The 18,966-nt window shown below is 42.5% G+C and carries 13 protein-coding genes and 1 riboswitch; of the genes, 6 read left to right on the forward strand and 7 right to left on the reverse strand.

The genetic code is table 11. The features are described from left to right. Positions 1–5 precede the first annotated feature (5 nt). The 4 genes from KDU71_RS13585 to KDU71_RS13600 form a co-directional block, all read right to left on the reverse strand. Entirely contained in the window at positions 6–1,355 is a 1,350-nt protein-coding gene (locus tag KDU71_RS13585) for an ABC transporter permease (RefSeq protein ID WP_212191630.1), read from the reverse strand. Positions 1,356–1,361: 6 nt separating this feature from the next. Beyond that, on the reverse strand, positions 1,362–2,297 hold the full coding sequence (locus tag KDU71_RS13590; RefSeq protein WP_212191631.1) for an ABC transporter ATP-binding protein: 936 nt from the start codon (positions 2,295–2,297) through the stop codon (positions 1,362–1,364). Between the two features lie 75 nt (positions 2,298–2,372). After that, positions 2,373–2,813: a hypothetical protein gene (locus KDU71_RS13595; protein ID WP_212191632.1), complete on the reverse strand. Its 441-nt coding sequence runs from the start codon at positions 2,811–2,813 to the stop codon at positions 2,373–2,375. A 91-nt stretch (positions 2,814–2,904) separates the two neighbouring features. Continuing rightward, complete coding sequence (locus tag KDU71_RS13600) at positions 2,905–3,849, reverse strand: CHAD domain-containing protein (protein ID WP_212191633.1); 945 nt, start codon at positions 3,847–3,849, stop codon at positions 2,905–2,907. Positions 3,850–3,919: 70 nt separating this feature from the next. Here KDU71_RS13600 and KDU71_RS13605 point away from each other — a divergent pair, with 70 nt between their 5' ends. The 3 genes from KDU71_RS13605 (at position 3,920) to KDU71_RS13615 (ending at position 7,491) form a co-directional block, all read left to right on the forward strand. Next, positions 3,920–4,957 (forward strand): hypothetical protein, encoded by a 1,038-nt coding sequence (locus KDU71_RS13605; RefSeq protein WP_212191634.1) that lies wholly within the window; start codon positions 3,920–3,922, stop codon positions 4,955–4,957. A 31-nt stretch (positions 4,958–4,988) separates the two neighbouring features. Next, positions 4,989–5,804, forward strand: coding sequence for an NAD(P)H-binding protein (locus tag KDU71_RS13610; RefSeq protein ID WP_212191635.1), 816 nt, complete (start codon positions 4,989–4,991; stop codon positions 5,802–5,804). Between the two features lie 76 nt (positions 5,805–5,880). After that, positions 5,881–5,979, forward strand: a riboswitch (SAM riboswitch). A 141-nt stretch (positions 5,980–6,120) separates the two neighbouring features. Then, positions 6,121–7,491, forward strand: coding sequence for an aspartate kinase (locus tag KDU71_RS13615; RefSeq protein WP_212191636.1), 1,371 nt, complete (start codon positions 6,121–6,123; stop codon positions 7,489–7,491). A gap of 122 nt (positions 7,492–7,613) precedes the next feature. Here KDU71_RS13615 and KDU71_RS13620 read toward each other — a convergent pair whose 3' ends face one another. The 3 genes from KDU71_RS13620 to KDU71_RS13630 all read right to left on the reverse strand — a co-directional run bounded on the left by KDU71_RS13620 (position 7,614) and on the right by KDU71_RS13630 (position 10,417). Continuing rightward, positions 7,614–8,804: an ammonium transporter gene (locus KDU71_RS13620; protein ID WP_212191637.1), complete on the reverse strand. Its 1,191-nt coding sequence runs from the start codon at positions 8,802–8,804 to the stop codon at positions 7,614–7,616. A 30-nt stretch (positions 8,805–8,834) separates the two neighbouring features. After that, a complete protein-coding gene (locus tag KDU71_RS13625) occupies positions 8,835–9,179 on the reverse strand; it encodes a P-II family nitrogen regulator (protein WP_212191638.1) in 345 nt (114 codons plus the stop codon). A 203-nt stretch (positions 9,180–9,382) separates the two neighbouring features. Further along, on the reverse strand, positions 9,383–10,417 hold the full coding sequence (locus KDU71_RS13630) for a porin (protein ID WP_212191639.1): 1,035 nt from the start codon (positions 10,415–10,417) through the stop codon (positions 9,383–9,385). Between the two features lie 597 nt (positions 10,418–11,014). Between KDU71_RS13630 and gltB the strand changes: the two genes are divergently transcribed. The 3 genes from gltB (at position 11,015) to tnpA (ending at position 18,390) form a co-directional block, all read left to right on the forward strand. Then, positions 11,015–15,532, forward strand: a complete 4,518-nt coding sequence (gene gltB / locus KDU71_RS13635) for a glutamate synthase large subunit (protein WP_212191640.1) — start codon at positions 11,015–11,017, stop codon at positions 15,530–15,532. A 255-nt stretch (positions 15,533–15,787) separates the two neighbouring features. After that, entirely contained in the window at positions 15,788–17,212 is a 1,425-nt protein-coding gene (locus tag KDU71_RS13640) for a glutamate synthase subunit beta (protein ID WP_212191641.1), read from the forward strand. A gap of 725 nt (positions 17,213–17,937) precedes the next feature. Further along, a complete protein-coding gene (gene tnpA / locus KDU71_RS13645; RefSeq protein ID WP_212191642.1) occupies positions 17,938–18,390 on the forward strand; it encodes an IS200/IS605 family transposase in 453 nt (150 codons plus the stop codon). The last annotated feature ends 576 nt before the right edge of the window (positions 18,391–18,966 follow it).

Consider the following 18,966-nt stretch of genomic DNA (forward strand, 5'->3'; position numbering starts at 1 on the left):
GCTAATTATCGGCCTGAGTACTTAAACCACTTCCATAATTCTTTGTAGGAAACCTTTTTGCCATACATTAGAATACCTGTACGATAAATACGGCCGGCAAACCATGTGGTTAAGATAAAAGTGCCTATCAACAGCAGCATGGAAACTATAATTTGCCAGATAGGTGGCTGGAATGGGATGCGTGCCATCATTACAACCGGTGATGTAAAAGGTATCATTGAAAACCATACAGCAATGTCTCCTGTTGGATTTCGAAAAGCTGCCATGGCCACGTATATAGAAAGTATCAGCGGCATCATGACTGGCATTACAAACTGCTGACTATCTGCTTCATTGTCCAGTGCAGCTCCAATGGCGGCAAATAAACTGGCATACAAAAGATAACCACCCAGGAAGTAAAAGACGAACAACACAAGGCTTCCAATGAGGTCAAGTGATAATAATTTGTCAACAATATTGGTAAAACCTTCGGCGAATTCATTCACCTGTGCATTATCAATTTGTTGGCTATTGGCGTTACCAATCATCTCAATTTGTTTGCTGGTGTCAATTGTTGTAGCATCGTTACTAAATATGGCCAGCAATGTGCCTACAATAGAAACGGTTAAAACAACCCACAGGAAAAATTGAGTTAATGCTACCAGGGCAATGCCAATTATTTTCCCCATCATAAGCTGAAATGGTTTAACTGACGAGACAATCACCTCTACAATGCGGCTGACTTTTTCTTCCATAATACCGCGCATTACCTGCATACCATAGATCAGAACAAACATGTAGATCATCATGGCAAAAATGATGGCCGCTATCATTACCAGTTCAGTAGAGCTTTCTTTTTCAGACCCATCCTCAGATAATTTGATGGTTTTGAGCTTGATGTCAACACTATAGATGTCTTTTACAATAGCATCTAAGCCATCAATCTGATAGCTGTTGAGCTTCTCATTTTCCAGGTGTTTTTCCAGGTTTCTGGCAATGTGCTCTTTGACATCTATGGTTATTTGTGACTCGGAATAGATTTTGGCCGCATCGGGTTTTTGCAGCAGATCATCTTCTATTACAAGATAGGCCGTATAACCTTTGTCCTGGTAATCTTGTGCTATGGTTTCAGCATCTTGCTGGTTTAGCCATGAGAATTTTAAGTACTCTGTATCTTTAATGCGCTGATTATACTTGCCGGTTTGATCAACAACGGCAATGTTCTTTGATTCGGTATCTTCCATGGAAGCAAACCAACCAGGCAATACCATCATAGCCGCAAATAGTATTGGACCTATAATGGTCATCACAATAAAGCTTTTCTTCTTTACGCGCGTGATGTATTCACGTTGTATTATCAATGAAATTTTACTCATGGTCAATTATTTTTGGGTTTTAGAAAGGTTACTTTGCTCCACTACTTTAATAAAGATGTCATTCATGGTTGGTAGCACTTCCTGCAAACCAACTATCTCAATGTCATTAATGACCTGATTTATTAAGGAATTTATAGTTGAGTTATTAAGCATTTTAACATAGGCTGTTTGGTGGCCGTTCACCTTTTCGAGGTTCTCGATGGCGAAATTACCCTGTAGTTTTGCAGAAATAGCATTGGCATCCCCCAAGAAATCAAGTTTAATAAGGTTGTCCTTATAGCTTTGCCTGATTTGGTCAATCTGTCCGTTTAGAATGGTTTTGGACTGATTAATGAGGGTAATGTGGTCGCACAATTCCTCTACTGAGCCCATGTTGTGAGTTGAGAATAAGATGGTGGCCCCATTCTCTTTGAGCTGTAAGATTTCCTGTTTTAATAAATTGGCATTTATGGGATCAAAGCCACTGAAGGGTTCATCAAAAATGAGAAGTTCGGGCTCATGTAAAACCGTTACAACAAACTGAATCTTTTGCTGCATCCCCTTAGAGAGTTCTTCTACTTTTTTGTCCCACCAGGGTTGAATTTCGAATTTTTCAAACCAGTATTTTAGCTTTTTAATGGCATCTTGGCGCGACAGACCTTTCATGCGGGCCAGGTAAATGGCTTGTTCGCCCACTTTCATTTTCTTATACAATCCACGTTCTTCGGGCAGGTAGCCTATACGTTGTACGTCATTGGATTGTAATGTTCGGCCGTTGAAAATGATTTCGCCTGAATCAGGGCCTGTAATCTGGTTGATAATTCGGATGAGGGTTGTTTTCCCTGCGCCATTCGGCCCAAGCAGACCGTAAATGCTGTTTGCTGGCACTTGCAAATCTACTTCATTTAGTGCCAGGTGGTTAGCGTATTTCTTCACCACACGCTTTGCTTCAAGAAACATCATAGGTTAGTTGTTGTTTTTATTTGAGCAGTGAAGATAAGCTTTTTGAAGCGAGTTTAAAAGAGCTTGTTAAAAAGCTTAAAACCAGCCTGCTCCCAGTTGCTCTCTGAATGGCCATGGAATTGAAGCAACTATAATAATTAGAGCAATGGTATGTGAAATAAATAGCTTTTTATGAGTGTGGTAGCTGCTGTTTGCTTTGGCTTTGCATGAGTAATGTATGACAATTATACTGGCAATTAGCATCATTAGCGGGTGCTCAAGTGTGTAGAATCGAAGCAGAGTGCTTTTGAACATGGCTGGATCAAACAACACTTTGCTACTAATTATATAAAGGGTGATTCCAATTACCAGTTGAGCAACGAAAACGCCCATGTTGAGATTAATGATTCGTTTATGCACCTTGCCAAACTGTTTGTTGGTCAGCCAGCCAATAAGTCCTTGTAAAATAGCAATAAGCATTAAAGCTAGAGCAATATACCTTATGCCACTGTGTGCGTGTAATAGTCCGTTGTACATATGTTTATTTTTTTAGTAGATAAACATAGTACAGCACCATTTGTTCTGCTAAAATACCAGCTTCTTGTGCAAAAAGGATGTTCAGTTGATTTTACTCCCGACTAATGAGCCAGTATGAGGTGATGCGCTTCACAAAGGTGTCGGCATCTTCGGTGAAGAGCTTACCCAGTAATGGCCAAACTTCACGATGGATATGTTCTCGCTCAGCCTCCATTGATTTAGTCAAACTTGCTCTGTCAGAAATTGAGAGAATCGCTTCAGGCAGTTTATTCATCATTGTAACTGTTTCGGAAATATTGTGATCATCGCCCAGCAGGTCAGATGCCCGCTTTAATGATGTAGCATAGTTCTTGAAGAAGTCGGGCCATACTTCCTGGATGAGACTCATCTGATTAAGCAGGTATTTAACTCGTTTACGCAGTTCGTGCAGTGGCAGGTCTTCTAATTTTAACTGTGATTCTGCTATCTTGTCAAGGCACTGGCTGTAAGTGTTTGTGACGCCCTGGCGTATGGTGTGTGGTCCTAAAAAATCAAAGGGGTAAGCGGATAATTCCTCTTTGGCAATCGCCATATGTTCTTTAATTGTTTCTAATGTCTGCTTTTCGATGATGTGTTTTAGCTCCGTTTCTTTTTTCTGGTTGAGGTGTTCCACCAGTCTGATATAGGCTGATTCTTCAATGCGAAGTTCCTGAGCTTCAAAGTTGGCTGCCAGATAGCTGATTATCACATGAAAGTCACGTAAATCAGAAAGTTGTCTTGCTAAATCCCTGAATTTGATATTTTCGCGTTGAAACAACTGTTCGCCAATATCCCATCTTACCAGTCTGAAAATAGCCCTGATACGTTTAAGGGCTTTTCTTATTTCATGTACGGTATGATCTATATCTTTTGGAATAGTCGCCAAATAAGTGATGTACTCATACTGTTCTTTTAAAACTCTGGTAATTCCTTCCTGCAGCTCTTCCTGATTGTCAATGGCGAATAAATACATACGCAGTTGTTTTTGATACTTCAAACTACGTATTAATATTTTCAATTTCAAGCCGATTTTCTAGCCATCTATTTTTTTTATAAATTATCACTCAATTATTCGACTGCTGACTATTATGACGAAAATTACGGGCCTGCTCACTGCTTTTTTATTTGGGCTAAATGTGTTATTTGCTCAAGTTGCCGATAAACCTGTTTTCCCCTCTTTGTTTGACAATGGCGAGGTGCTAAAGGTGAGTTTGTATTTTGATATTACCAGTCATATCCGCAAAAAAAGCGAGGAGTATTGCGATAGTAAAGTGGTGATCTATTATAGTGCTGCCGACTCTGCCGTAATTAATGTGCGCTGCAGGGCCCGGGGAAATTATCGGAAAGATAACTGTTTTTTTCCCCCTGTAATGCTCAATTTCAAGCCCGATACGCTGTTTACAGAAGATGGTTACCTTACTAAACTGAAGTTGGTCACTCATTGTTCGGGTAGTAAAGTGTACGAGGAATACATGCTTAAGGAATACCTGATATATAAACTGTGGGCGTTGCTTAGTCCATATGCTCTAAGAACGCGTTTGTGCGACATTCAATATTTTGACTTTGGCGAGCGCGGCAAAAATTATCAGGCAAAAGGATTTTTTCTGGAACCTGTATATATGATGTCGGAGCGGACCAATACCATAGAGATTGATGGGGAATACTTTAAAGACCATGAAATTAATGCTATGGATGCCGATCGTGTTGCTTTTTTCAATTACATGATTGGCAATACCGATTGGCGTATTAAGAGTGGACATAACGTGCTATTTATAAAACGATTCGGCCATCGGCGCGAAGAGGTAACAGCTATTCCTTACGATTTTGATCACGCCGGATTTGTTAATGCATCTTATGCAAAACCTGCAGAGTGGTCGAGTGCAGATGATGTAACAGAGCGTGACTATACCGGGCGTTGCAGGGATTATGATGATAATTATTATGCCTTAATTGGAGAATTTCTAGCCATAGAAGAACAGGTTTATGAAACGATATTAAACTTCGAGCACCTGGATATGAGAGACCGAAAGCAGTTATATAAGTATATCTCAAACTTCTATAAACAGCTCAAGAAGCCAGAAGCTTTTATACGATCCATTCATAATTCGTGTATGAACAGGTACTAAACAAATGGCACGAAAAACTGGTTAAATGGGTATGGCTAAAACAATAAGTATTTTAGGATGTGGCTGGCTGGGATTGCCGCTGGCCAGTCACCTTGTCAATAAAGGTTGGCAGGTTAAAGGTTCAACCACTTCAGCGGATAAGGTGGATGTGTTGACAAATATTGGGATTGAGGCTTATGAAATAGATATTACGGATAAGGCATCTCTGGCGGATGGATTCTTTAAGTCAGAATATCTATTGGTTAATATTCCGCCTACCAAAGTGCTTCGCAATGTGGTTAACTACCATCCGCTGGTTGAAAAGATTAAGCAAAGTGGCCCAATGAAAGTGATATTCATTAGTTCCACCTCTGTTTACCCGTCTTTAAATCAAACAGCGCATGAGGCAGATACCGAACAAATAAAAGATGGTGATAATGCCCTGCTGGATATTGAGAGATTGTTTCAGCGCAATGACTTTAAATGCACTGTTGTTCGTTTTGGCGGATTGGTTGGCGGTGAGCGTTATCCGGGGCGATTTTTTACGTCTGCCAGAATAGTTGACGGAGCGCAACAGCCCATTAACCTTATCCACCTGAACGATTGCGTTCGGTTGATTTATAGTATTATACAGGCCGATGCGTTTGGTCATGTCTTTAACGGTGTTGCTGATACACATCCTACCAAAGAGGCGTTTTATTCTCTGGCAGCTAAGCTTAACGGGCAATTGCCTCCGGTTTTTTCTGATAAGGAGCAACCTTTTAAACTAATACCCAATCAAAAAGTTAAAGAGGAACTAGGTTTCGAATTTGTGCATAGCGACCTGATGGAGATGATTAAAGATGATACATTGTGGAATAGAAAATGACCACAAAGGCATTTGGTAGTTTTAATGCAATCACCTATGTTTGCAATCAATTCTGCGCGAATGGTGCAGATGTTTGAGTTTATTGAGAAGAGGGGAGAGACAGGCTCGGCGAACCTCTGGCAACCACCCTTTGGGCAGGTGCCAAAACCTGATTCCTTTTGGATGTTAATGAATTTAAACAATAATGTGATGATGCAACTTTTTTACTTTCGAATGCCCGGCCGGGCGTAATCTAATATTCCACGTTTTTCTGATATAATCAGATGTTAAGTCGTTTTTTGTAATGGCATTGAGCCGCTATATCTATATGTAAATAATGAAAAAAGTAGTAGCCAAATTCGGGGGTTCCAACCTGAAGAAAAAAGAAGATATTCAAAAACTGGTGCGGGTAATAAAGGCCTATGATCGCCCTATGGTGATTGTGGTTTCTGCATTCTATGGGATAACCAATCACCTGATTCAGGCAATGGATGATGTTAAGAAGGATGAGTCAAACATTGAAAAACTGGTGCGTTTTCTGCGTGAGTTGAAAGAGGAGGCTATTCTGGAGAATTTTGATGATAAAGATTGGCAGGATAGAACCTTAAATGCCGTTCAGTCGCGCATTAAAGAGTTGAGCCGTTACCTGACTGGTATCCATTATATTGGTGATGTGCCTGAGTTTGTTGAGGATGTTATTTTGAGCTATGGTGAGCGATTAAGTTCATTGGTGCTGACTTCCATTTTGCAAAGTAATGGTATTGATGCTGAGGAAGCTTTACCTGAACAAATGCCGCTTGTTACCGATGGTGAATTTGGTAATGCTACAGTAGATTTTGATATATCATCAGCCAATGTTCAGAAACGGTTGGCTGAAAATAAGATATATGTGGTGCCTGGCTTCTACGGCGTTTCGGAACAAGGGAAAGTAACCCTGCTGGGCCGTGGAGGTAGTGATTATTCAGCTGCTGCAATTGCCAGATGTCTTGAGGCCGAATCACTGGATGTGTGGAAAGATGTGGATGGCTTTATGAGTGCTGATCCTAAATTAGTAACATCGCCACAGCGCATTACAAATCTGTCATATGCCGAAGCGGCTGAGTTGTCCTACTTTGGAGCTAGCATTCTGCATCCGCGCACCGTGGAACCATTAAAAGAGGTTGGTATCCCTATTCACATCGGTAATATTGATGCCTTTGATGGTAGTGTAGCTCCCCGCACAGTTGTGCATGGCACTGAAACAGTTACCGATTGCATCATTAAAAGTGTGACTTATAGTGATGATTTTTGCATTCTGAAGATGAGAGGGCCTGGTGTTGGTCTGAAAAAAGGAGTGCTGGCCAAGGTGACTGTTGCATTGGATCGGGCAGGTATCAATATTAAGTCAGTGATTACGTCACAAATTGTTATTAACCTGTTGTTGTCCGCTAAGGATATAAAGCGTGCCTATTCCATTGTTGAAGAGCTGGAGTTGTCTTCTATAACCGAGTTGATTGCCTCAGAGCAGATTTCAACCATTGCAGTCGTAGGCGAAGGCTTATTGGATCGACCGGGTGTGGCTGGGCGCTTGTTTATGGCTCTGGCGCGTAAAGATATTAATGTTCAGATGATTGTATCAGGAGCATCTGCCGTGGCAAGCTATTTTATGGTCGCCAAAGATGATCGCGATAGTGCCATTGAGGCGATACATGACGAATTCTTTAAGTAAAGAATGGCCTGTACACCGTTCGTACAGGCCATTGCTTTTCAATATAAAAATAAAACAACGCAACATTTTTCTAGTTGGTCAGGAGCGTTTGCTGCGTGATGGTATTCATCAGCAACATTTTCCTAGTAGTTATAGGAACTTTGACCGTGTTCGTGAATATCCAATCCTTCACGTTCTTCCTGTTCCGACACGCGTAAGCCAATGGTGGCTTTAAGCACTTTGAAGAGGATTAGTCCGATGGCAAAGGCCCAAATGCCGATGCTGACCACTCCCATTGCTTGAATACCCAGCAACGAAAAGCCTCCGCCATACAGCAGTCCGCCATCTGTGGCAAATATGCCGACCAAAAGAGTGCCTAAGGCGCCGCAAACACCATGTACAGAGATGGCACCAACCGGATCATCCACTTTAAGTTTGTGGTCGATAAATTCAATGGAGAATACAACTACTAGTCCGGCAATGGCTCCGATGGCCACAGCGCCTGCTGGCGAAACAATGTCGCAACCTGCTGTAATGCCTACTAATCCTGCAAGTGCACCGTTTAAGGTCATCGATAAGTCGGGCTTTTTGTATCTGAACCAGGTAACAAACATAGTTACTATAGCACCTGCTGCTGCAGCAAGGTTGGTGGTGATAACAATCAGGGCAACTGCATAGGCATTGTCTCCACTGATGGCTAACTGAGAACCAGGGTTAAAACCAAACCAGCCCAACCAAAGAATAAAAACTCCTAAAGCTCCAATGACCATGTTATGACCAGGTATGGCGTTGGCTTTACCATTGTATTTGCCAATTCGTGGACCAATGGTCCAGGCACCAGCTAAGGCTGCCCATCCACCTACAGAGTGAACAACGGTTGAACCGGCGAAATCGTGAAAACCGAGCTCGCTTAACCAACCACCACCCCAAACCCAATGGCCTGAAATGGGGTAGATGACAACTGTAATAATGAGTGAAAACAACAAATAGGTGCTGAATTTTGTGCGTTCAGCCATGGCACCTGAAACAATGGTGGCGGCTGTGGCAGCAAATACTGTTTGGAAAAATAGGTTGTGCAGGTCAGTACCATCATTGTAAAAGAAGTCAAGTGAACCAAAAAATGCACCTTCTCCCCCGTACATAATACTGTATCCAATAATCCAGAACATCAGGGAGCCTATTGAAAAGTCCATGAAATTCTTCATGATAATGTTACCTACGTTTTTGGCTCGTGTAAAACCGGCTTCCACCATGGCAAAGCCTGCCTGCATAAAAAATACTAAAATACCGGCCAGTAATACCCATAATATATCTAATGCGCTATTTGCATCCATAATTTCTAATTTTTCAAGGTTTCGATTCGATTATTTCTCATAAAGTGTTTCCGGACCAGACTCCCCTGTGCGTATCCTGAAGGTGTCTGCTATGTCGGTAACAAAAATGCGTCCGTCGCCTATTTCGCCGGTTTTAGCAGCGTTGATAATGGCCGCTACTGTCTTGTCCATATTTTCATCGCGTACAATTATTGACAGCAGGCGTCGTTCAATAATACTGGTGTCATAGACTGTACCTCTGTATAAATGTCCCTCGCGGGCAACGCCTGTACCTCTTACATCCCAGTATGAGAAGAATGTTATGTCCTGTTCTTCCAGCGCTTTTTTTACAGCTTCGAAGCGTGTTAAGCGGATAATTGCTTCAATCTTTTTCATGTGCTAATGTTTTAATGGTCAAATAGCTTTGTGATAAGACTTGCTATTTATCCGAATTGTACAGGATAAATATGACAAGCCTGCTTTGGCATATTCTGAATGGAAAATAAGAGTGGCCCGTTGATGGCGATAAAGGTTTAAGCTAATTAGGACAATATGATTGAGCCACCCCTATTTTCATTCATAGATTTGGTTTGTGTGTTTTAAAATGAATAAATAGCTGCAATCAGGAATTGCGATGCAGACTTTGTGATTTCATCATTATTATCAAGGAAGATTTCATCTTTAGCAGAATCCATTCTGAGTTCACTTGACAGTGTAAAAGGTCCATGATAGTAGTTTAGTGTAATAGTGTTTGAGAAAACACTTTCGGTATCAATTAACCAGTTGTTTTCTTTTTCTTTATAATATTCGGCCCGATAACCGATGGCCACTTTATCAGAAAAGCTATATTGAGGATATAATGCGAAACCTGTATACCCGGCGTCGCCATACTTGTCGGCTACTGAGTAATCGGCAGCATTTAATCCAAGATAAAACGCATCTGAAATTTGATAGCCGGTTGTTAAATCTATGATGGTGCCAGATTCAGGCCCAGTCAAGAAATTGATATATGCATCCCATCCATCAACCGGCGATAGTGCTAATTGTCCTCCAAAATCAGAAAGGCCATTCATATCCTGGTAAACATTCCAATCATTAAATACCCCAAGCATTAAGGCTATGCTTTCACTAATCGACCAATCCACCTTAAATCCGGCATTTTGAAACGGGCCTGCCGAAAACAAGTACGAGGTGGAGTAGTTAAAATTTGCAGCAGGTGAGATAACCTCGTAGCCAACAAATGTGCCCATGTAGCCTGCTGTTAATGATACAGCATCGCTTAATGCATAGCTAATGTATGCATTCTGAATATTGACACTCTGGGTTTCGACTTCGCCAAAGGTGGTTAGAAACCCAACACTTGGTATAGATTTGTAACTTCTGGGTCCAAAGGAAAGTTCTCCAACAAAAGTGGCCTTTCCAACAGTTTGACTTAAGCCTAAATCAATCATGCCAATCGAAATGGAATTATGGTCGTCAGCAAAACTTGTTGGAATATTTGACTGACCTGCAAAATCATATTTAAAATAGGTGTCAACTGAACCTGTTATTTCCAGGTTGTTTTTTGTTTCCTCTTGAGCGTTAGCAGTGGTTAATGCAAGCCCTAATCCCAAAATCAATAAAATCGTTTTCATAGATGAACGGTTAAAAAGTTAATTTTTGCTTTACATCTTGTTGATTGGGGGGTGTCTGCCTAAAAAAACACTTTTTATTCGTGGGTACCCCTGATTTTTCATAGGTCGACACTGCAAACATATAAAAATATTTAATTACACCCCTATTGAAATAGGGTTAAATATGAAAATAAAGTAAAAAATAATAAAATACCCCCTAATTGAAAGGGGGTGTGTGGTAAAAAAGAGTGATTTGAAAGTGAGATGCCCCCTTTTTAATGAGCTCATATTTTTTGATTAGAAAGAATAAGGGTGGTGATATGTGGCGTTAGGTGATATAATTACTTGAAATTCAGTGAAAGTGAATAATCATACAAGGGAGTGAATAAAAATACACTTCATAATAAACATGTCAAATGTCATAAAAAAATACAGCTTTCGTCCCGATAAGTTGGTATATATAAATGAAAATTCTATTTTTGCTTTCGAATTATAATATAAAATCACAATAAGCTTTCTGAATGAAAGATGATTTGATTGTAGTTCATCCAATCCAACGGCGAGAATGAGATTCCTTACGAAGGGGGTATAAGTAGATTTTCTCTTAAACAAAACAGTATGATAAAAAGATTTCCAAATCCTCAGGGGTTGTACGATCCTGCTAATGAACGTGATAATTGTGGGATTGGATTTGTGGCCAATATTAAAGGTACACAATCCAATGAAATAGTGATGAGAGGCTTGGAGGTGCTTACGAATATGACACACCGGGGTGCCGAAAGTTCTGATAATAAGTCGGGAGACGGTGCTGGTATTCTCATGCAGGTGCCTCATGAATACTTCACGACGTTCGGATTTAATCTGCCTTCTGCTGGTAAGTATGGTACCGGATTGGTGTTTCTTCCTCAGGATGAAAAGGAAGCAGCCTATTGTCAGGGGGTCCTTGATAAGTTTTTTGTTGCTGAGGGATTAGAGTTGATAGGCTATAGGGATGTGCCGGTAGATAGCGATGTAATTGGGGAGATAGCCCAGGGAACTGAGCCTAAGATTTGTCAGGTGTTTGTTAAAGGAAACTATGAGCAAGATGCCTTGGAGCGTCATTTGTATTTGGCACGAAAGCAGGCTGAAAATGCCATTAGAGCATCTGAATTAAAGGAAAAGGAAGCATTTTATTTACCAAGTTTATCTTCCAAGATATTTATATATAAAGGTATGCTCACGCCGGAGCAGTTGGGCCTATATTTCCTTGATCTGAAGGACAGGCGTGTAAAAAGTGCCATTTCTTTAGTGCACTCACGTTTTAGTACCAATACTTTCCCTACCTGGGATTTGGCTCAGCCATTTCGCATCATGGCGCACAATGGTGAAATCAATACCATTAAAGGTAACCGCTTATGGATGCAGGCGCGTGAGAGTCTGTTAGAGTCTGATTTATTTGGCGATGATCTAAAGAAACTATTCCCGGTGGTGACACCCAATATGAGTGACTCAGCATCGCTGGATAACGTGCTGGAGTTCCTGTTCCTGACAGGACGTTCTTTACCTCATGCGCTGAGTATGCTGGTGCCTGAATCATGGAATAGTAAGAACCCGATTCCGAAAAGTTTAAAAGCATATTACGAATACCATTCCACCATTATGGAGCCATGGGATGGTCCTGCTTCTATCGTGTTCTCCGATGGACGCTATGTGGGAGGTACTTTGGATAGAAATGGATTACGTCCGTCGCGTTACGTCATTACCAAAGATGACATGATAGTGATGGGTTCTGAAGTTGGTGTTCAGACATTCTCTGCAGAAGACATCAAAGAAAAAGGGCGATTGAAGCCTGGTAAGCTGTTGTTGGTTGATACACAATTGGGTGTTATTATACCTGATGAAGAAATTAAGTCACAGCTGGCTAAGCGTCACCCATATGGTAACTGGTTGAAAGAGAATCGCATTCGTATGCGCGATATTGATGTGCAAGAACGCGTACCATCAGGTTTGGGTGAAAAGTATGATGCCTATATAAAAGCCTTTGGTTATAACCGCGAAGATTTTGAACATATTATTGCGCCAATGGCCAATACAGCCGGTGAGCCTATTGGTTCAATGGGTAACGATACACCCATTGCTGTATTGTCTGATAAGCCGCAACGCTTTTTCTCGTACTTCCGTCAGCTGTTTGCCCAGGTAACCAATCCACCTATCGATCCTATTCGTGAAGGATTGGTAATGGCATTAACCAACTATATTGGTTCCGTTTCAAAGAACCTGTTACGAGAAGAGCCATCACAGTGTCGCTCGATTAAATTTGAGAGCCCGCTGATGACCAATACTGACTTGGGTAAGATTAAGGATTATATGCGTGAGGAGTTTACGCATGTTAAAATTCCGATGACTTTCCCTGTTGATAAAGGTGGTAAAGGACTGGAGGATGCTTTGGAATCCATCTGTCAGGCAGCCGAAAAAGCGGTTGATGATGGCATGAATTACATCATTCTGAGCGACCGTGATATTGATGAGCAGCATGCGCCTGTACCATCCTTGCTGGCTGTTGCAGCTACGCACCACCACCTGATTAAAGCCAAAAAGCGTATGCAGGTAGGTTTGGTTGTAGAAACGGGTGAAGCCCGCGAAGTGATGCATTTTGCTTTATTGCTTGGTTTTGGAGCCAGTGTAATTAATCCATATGTGTGTTTTGCAGCCATCAACGAAATGGTGAAAGCAGGTAAGATTGACATGGATTATGCAACCGCACGCGAAAACTATATCAAAGCAGTTGATAAAGGCCTGTTGAAAGTATTGTCGAAAATGGGTATCAGTACCCTGCGTTCATATCATGGCGCCCAGATCTTCGAGGCTATTGGCGTTTCAGAAGAGGTGATCAGTAAATACTTCATTGGTACACCTACCAAGATTGGAGGTGTAGGGCTTGATGAAATTGCACAGGAGAGTATCCTTGATCACAAAAAAGCATTTAAACCTGCTTTTCAGAGTAATCCATTTGATACAAAAGGTAGCTATGCCTACCGAAAATATGGCGAAAAGCACGGGTGGAATCCCGAAACTGTTGGGTTACTGCAATGGGCTACTTCCGAAGGAGACTATAGTAAATACAAAGAATACAGCCGTCAGGTAGATGCTGATAATAAAACACCATTGTTTATTCGCGGCCTGATGAAGCTGAAAGACAGAAAGCCGATTGATATCAGTGAAGTGGAGCCGGCTTCGGAGATTATGAAGCGCTTTGTAACGGGGGCCATGTCATATGGTTCTATTTCGAAAGAGGCGCACGAAGCCATGGCATTGGCCATGAATGAAGTGGGTGGACGAAGCAATACCGGTGAAGGTGGTGAAGATGCAGAACGTTTTAAGAGTCCTGCACGCAGCTCCATTAAGCAGATTGCCAGTGGTCGTTTTGGGGTAACCAACAACTACCTGACCAATGCCGATGAGCTGCAGATTAAAATTGCTCAGGGCGCCAAGCCTGGTGAAGGTGGGCAGCTGCCAGGATTTAAGGTGGATAAGATTATTGCACGTCTGCGTAATTCTACACCTGGTATCACATTAATTTCGCCTCCTCCTCACCACGATATTTATTCAATCGAGGATTTGGCACAGCTTATCTACGACCTGAAGAGTACCAACCCATCGGCACGTGTGAGCGTGAAGCTGGTATCGGAAAATGGTGTAGGTACTGTTGCAGCGGGTGTTGCTAAAGCACATGCCGACCTGATTGTTATCAGCGGTACAGAAGGTGGAACGGGTGCCAGCCCAACCAGTTCAATCAAACATGCCGGGTTGCCAGTAGAGATAGGTTTATCGGAAACACAGCAGACGCTGGTGATGAATAATCTTCGTGGCCGTGTTAAATTACAGACGGATGGTCAGCTAAAGACCGGTCTTGACGTGATGAAGATGGCTATGTTGGGTGCAGAAGAGTATGGTTTTGCCACTTCGGCCCTGGTGACCTTGGGTTGTGTGATGATGCGTAAGTGTCACCTGAATACTTGTCCGGCAGGTATTGCTACCCAGGATGAGGAGCTACGTAAGCGTTTTATCGGTAAATATAAATACGTCGTTAACTTCTTTAACTTCATTGCTGAAGAAGTGCGTGAGTACCTGGCTCAACTTGGTTTTAAATCGCTTGATGAAGTGATTGGCCGTACAGATTTACTGGAGCAGGATGCAAATATTTCTAACTGGAAATCAAAAGGCGTTGATTTAAGTCGTTTACTATACTTCCCTGAGGAAGGGAAGAAATACCCAATCCGTAATACCACTGAGCAGGATCATAAGCTGGATGAGGTATTGGATCGGAGCCTGATTAAACAGGCACAGCCTGCGCTGATTAATAAGCAGAAGGTGTGGATGGCAAGCGATATCATCAACACCGACCGCACAGTGGGAGCCATGCTATCGGGTGAAGTATCTAAGAAGTATGGCGAAGAAGGCCTGCCTAAGAATACGATTAACTGTACCTTCCATGGTTCGGCTGGTCAGAGTTTTGGTGCCTTCCTGGCTAAAGGAGTCAGTTTCCGTCTGGAGGGTGATGCCAATGATTACATGGCCAAAGGGTTATCCGGTGGTAAGATTATAGTTGTACCACCAAATGGTTCAAGCTTTAAGCCCGAAGAGAATATTATTATCGGTAACACGGTTCTGTATGGTGCCACAAGTGGATTTATTTATGTGAGAGGTGTGGCAGGCGAGCGCTTTGCTGTGCGTAACTCAGGAGCTCATGCCGTTGTCGAGGGTGTTGGTGACCACTGTTGTGAGTACATGACAGGCGGTCGAGTGGTAGTACTTGGACCAACGGGACGCAACTTTGCAGCTGGTATGAGTGGTGGTATTGCCTATGTGCTCGATGAAGAAGGTAACCTGGATTACTACTGTAATAAAGGCCTGGTGGACTTAACGCCGGTTGAAGATGCCGCTGATGTACAGGAACTTCAGTTTATGCTCAATAAGCATCTGCTGCATACTAATAGTAGTAAGGCTCAGGAAGTGCTGGTGAACTGGACGTCATACCTGCCAAAATTTGTGAAGGTGATTCCTTTTGAATATAAAAAGGTATTACAAGAGCAAAAGATAAAGGAGCTGGAGCGTAAGCTGCGCGAAACAGAAGATGCTCCTTACATCAGGGAATAGGGTGTTTGAACGCTTATTGCCCCCCATCGCCTTTAGGCACTTCCCCCAGGGGAAGATTTTTAGAGGTCATGGACAGTTCTCCCCTTGGGGAGATACCCGAAGGGAGTGGGGGTATAGATTAAGATAAATATTCAGCTTGTAGTTAAAAAGATTAAGTAGCTATCAGCTATAAATAAAAGAACATCGGGGGACAAAAGGAGAATGAGTGATAAAAGGCTCAAAGGAGCCACCCCGATTTCTTTAAAAAATACGATTATGGCAGATCCAAAAGGTTTTATAAAATATGGACGTAAAGAAGGTGGTTACCGTCCTGTAGCCGAACGTGTAGATGATTATGGTGAGGTGGAGCAAACACTTAATGTGGCTGATCGCACCCTCCAGGCATCTCGATGTATGGATTGCGGTATTCCATTTTGTCACTGGGCTTGCCCGGTTGGGAGTAAAATACCCGAGTGGCAGGATGCTGTGTATAAAGGAGAATGGAAGCTGGCAAGTGATATCCTGCATTCAACCAATAGCTTTCCTGAATTTACAGGACGCATCTGTCCAAACCCGTGTGAGAAATCATGCGTGTTGGCAATTCATGAAGAAGCCGTAACCATTCGTGAGAATGAGTGCTCGGTGGTGGAGCGTGCTTTTGAAGAGGGGTATATCGAGCCACGTATACCTGCACATAGAACAGGGAAAAAAGTGGCTGTTGTAGGCTCGGGTCCGGCCGGTTTGTCGGTAGCCGATCTGCTCAATCAGGCGGGGCATTCAGTGACTGTGTTTGAAAGGGATGATGCAGTGGGCGGATTATTGCGCTATGGTATTCCTGATTTTAAGCTCAATAAAAAGGTGATTGATCGCCGTGTGGCTATCTTCGAAAAAGAAGGCATACAGTTTAAAACCAATGTGAGTGTTGGCGAAACCGTAAAAGGAGAAGAGCTGGCAAAAGAATATGATGCCGTGGTACTAACCATTGGTGCTATGCAACCACGAGATTTGCTTGTTGAAGGACGCGATTTGGATGGGGTGCATTTTGCGATGGATTTTCTGAAACAGCAAAATAAGGTCAACAGAGGTGAAGTGTTTACCAATGGTGATCGCCTTTTGGCAACCGGTAAAAATGTATTGGTGATTGGTGGTGGAGACACCGGTTCCGACTGTGTTGGTACCTCCAACCGTCAGAAAGCAAGCTCGGTGACGCAGATAGAGATTTTGCCTAAGCCACCACAAAAAAGAGCCGAAGGAAACCCATGGCCATACTGGCCAACCACGCTTAAAACATCTACTTCGCATGCAGAAGGCTGCGAGCGTAAATGGAGCCTCAATACCAAGCGTTTCATTGGTGAAAACGGCAAGCTGAAGCAGGTAGAGCTGGTTGAGGTGGAATGGACAAGGGGAGATAATGGCCAGTGGCAGATGAGTGAAAAGCCAGAGACTGCTTATATTATGGATGCCGAGTTGGTATTGCTGTCCATGGGATTTGTGAGCCCGGTGCATGAAGGCTTGGTGAAGGAGTTTGGTTTGGACTTGGATGCGCGTGGCAATATTAAAGTAGATGCCCAGTATCAGACCAGTAAGGCCAATGTGTTTGCTGCAGGTGATGCCTCTAATGGCGCCAGCCTGGTGGTTACCGCCATTGCCAAAGGGCGTGAGGCTGCCAAAAGTGTACATGAGTTCCTGACGAAAGAATAAAAAATATCAGCCAATGGCTGAGGTTAATTAGGGTTGTTACAAAGAGAAGTCGTTCCGTTTTGGGGCGGCTTTTTTTGTGCGGTGAAGGGGAGGTGTTAACCTTCGACTCCTACTGGAGTCGGATATTGCCAACCAATTGGTGTTCAATTAACCTTCAACCCCATCGGGGTTGTGTGTTACTAGCTAAATGGTGCGTCATCAACCTTCGACCCTGTCCGGGGTCGTATATTAATAGCTCGTAGGCACGTTATTAACTTCCGACCCCGGCTGGGGTCGTATCTTAGGATTAATGGAGGTTTTTCTATGTAGTGATTTGGAATTGCTGTTGATGGGGTTTTTCTATATTCTTCTGCTTTGGTATCAGACCTTCGACTCCTACCGGAGTCGCGAATTACCAGATTGTGAGATTTCTATTAACGTTCGACTCTTACAAGAGTCGTATGTTGGTAGCTTATGGGTGTTCAATTAACCTTCAACCCCATGCGGGGTTGTATATTACTAGGTTATGAGCCTTCTATTATTGTTCGACTCCTGGCGGAGTCGTCTGTTACTAGCAGATGGGTTTGCTATAAACCTCCGACCCCGGATGGGGTCGTATCTTTGGAGGGTGGGGGATTTTGGTTTGCGCTTGCAAATCAACGCAATGAGCTTTGCTTTATGGTGGATTCGTGTCAGGTTCTTTTGTATCTTGGTTTTTATTCTTTTAAATCTTAAAACAGAGAACCATGCCTAATACCTACTCTCGCATTTATATCCAGATTGTATTTGCTGTTCAGAATCGTGATGCAATGATTCAGCCAACGTGGGAAGAAGAATTGTATAAATACATAACAGGTGTAATCAGGAATAAGGGGCAAAAGCTAATGGCTATTAATGGAACAGAAGATCATATTCATATTTTTATTGGGATAAAGCCAGCTTGTTGTTTATCTGATTTGGTGCGTGAGGTAAAGAAGGCATCTACCAACATGATAAAGGAAAAGGCCTATTGTAAGTTTGATTTTAGATGGCAGGAAGGTTTTGGTGCCTTTTCGTATGGGCATTCACAGATTGATTCGGTTGTGAAATACATTAAGCACCAGAAAGAACATCATCGAAAACAGAGTTTTAGGGATGAGTATGTGGCGTTTCTTAAGTTATTCGATGTGGCTTACAACGATGCTTATTTATTGGGTTAGTTTTGGAGCAATGTGGAAGGTGATTATGAGGAGTTTTTGGATTTATTAAACTACGACTCTTAGCGGAGTCGCAAATTGCCAGGTTGTGAGCTTTCTATTAACGTTCGACTCTTACAAGAGTCGTATATGGCTAGCTAATTGGTGCGTTATCAACTTTCGACTCCTATTGGAGTCGCGAATTGCCAGGTTGTATCCTTTCTATTAATATTCGACTCCCGTAGGTGTCGAATTATTGTTATCTAAAGGGTGCTCTATCAACCTTAGACCCCATTCGGGGTGGCCTATTAATAGCTCATAGGCACGTTATCAACCTCCGACCCCGGCTGGGGTCTTACCTTTGGATTGGCGGTATTAGGTTTGCGTATTTTTCTATGTATTGCTGTTTTACGGTATCAGACCTTCGACTCCAAACGGAGTCGTATATGGCTAGCTAATGGGTGTTCTATTAACATTCAACCCCATCCAGGGTTGTATCTTCAACCTAAATGGTGCGTTATCAACCTTAGACCCTATCCGAGATTGCAAATCGCTAGGTTGTGTGCTCCCTATTGGGCTTCGCCCCCTAACGGAGTCGTA

Origin of the sequence: Carboxylicivirga sediminis (genome assembly GCF_018156225.1) — a bacterium.
Lineage (GTDB): Bacteria > Bacteroidota > Bacteroidia > Bacteroidales > Marinilabiliaceae > Carboxylicivirga > Carboxylicivirga sediminis.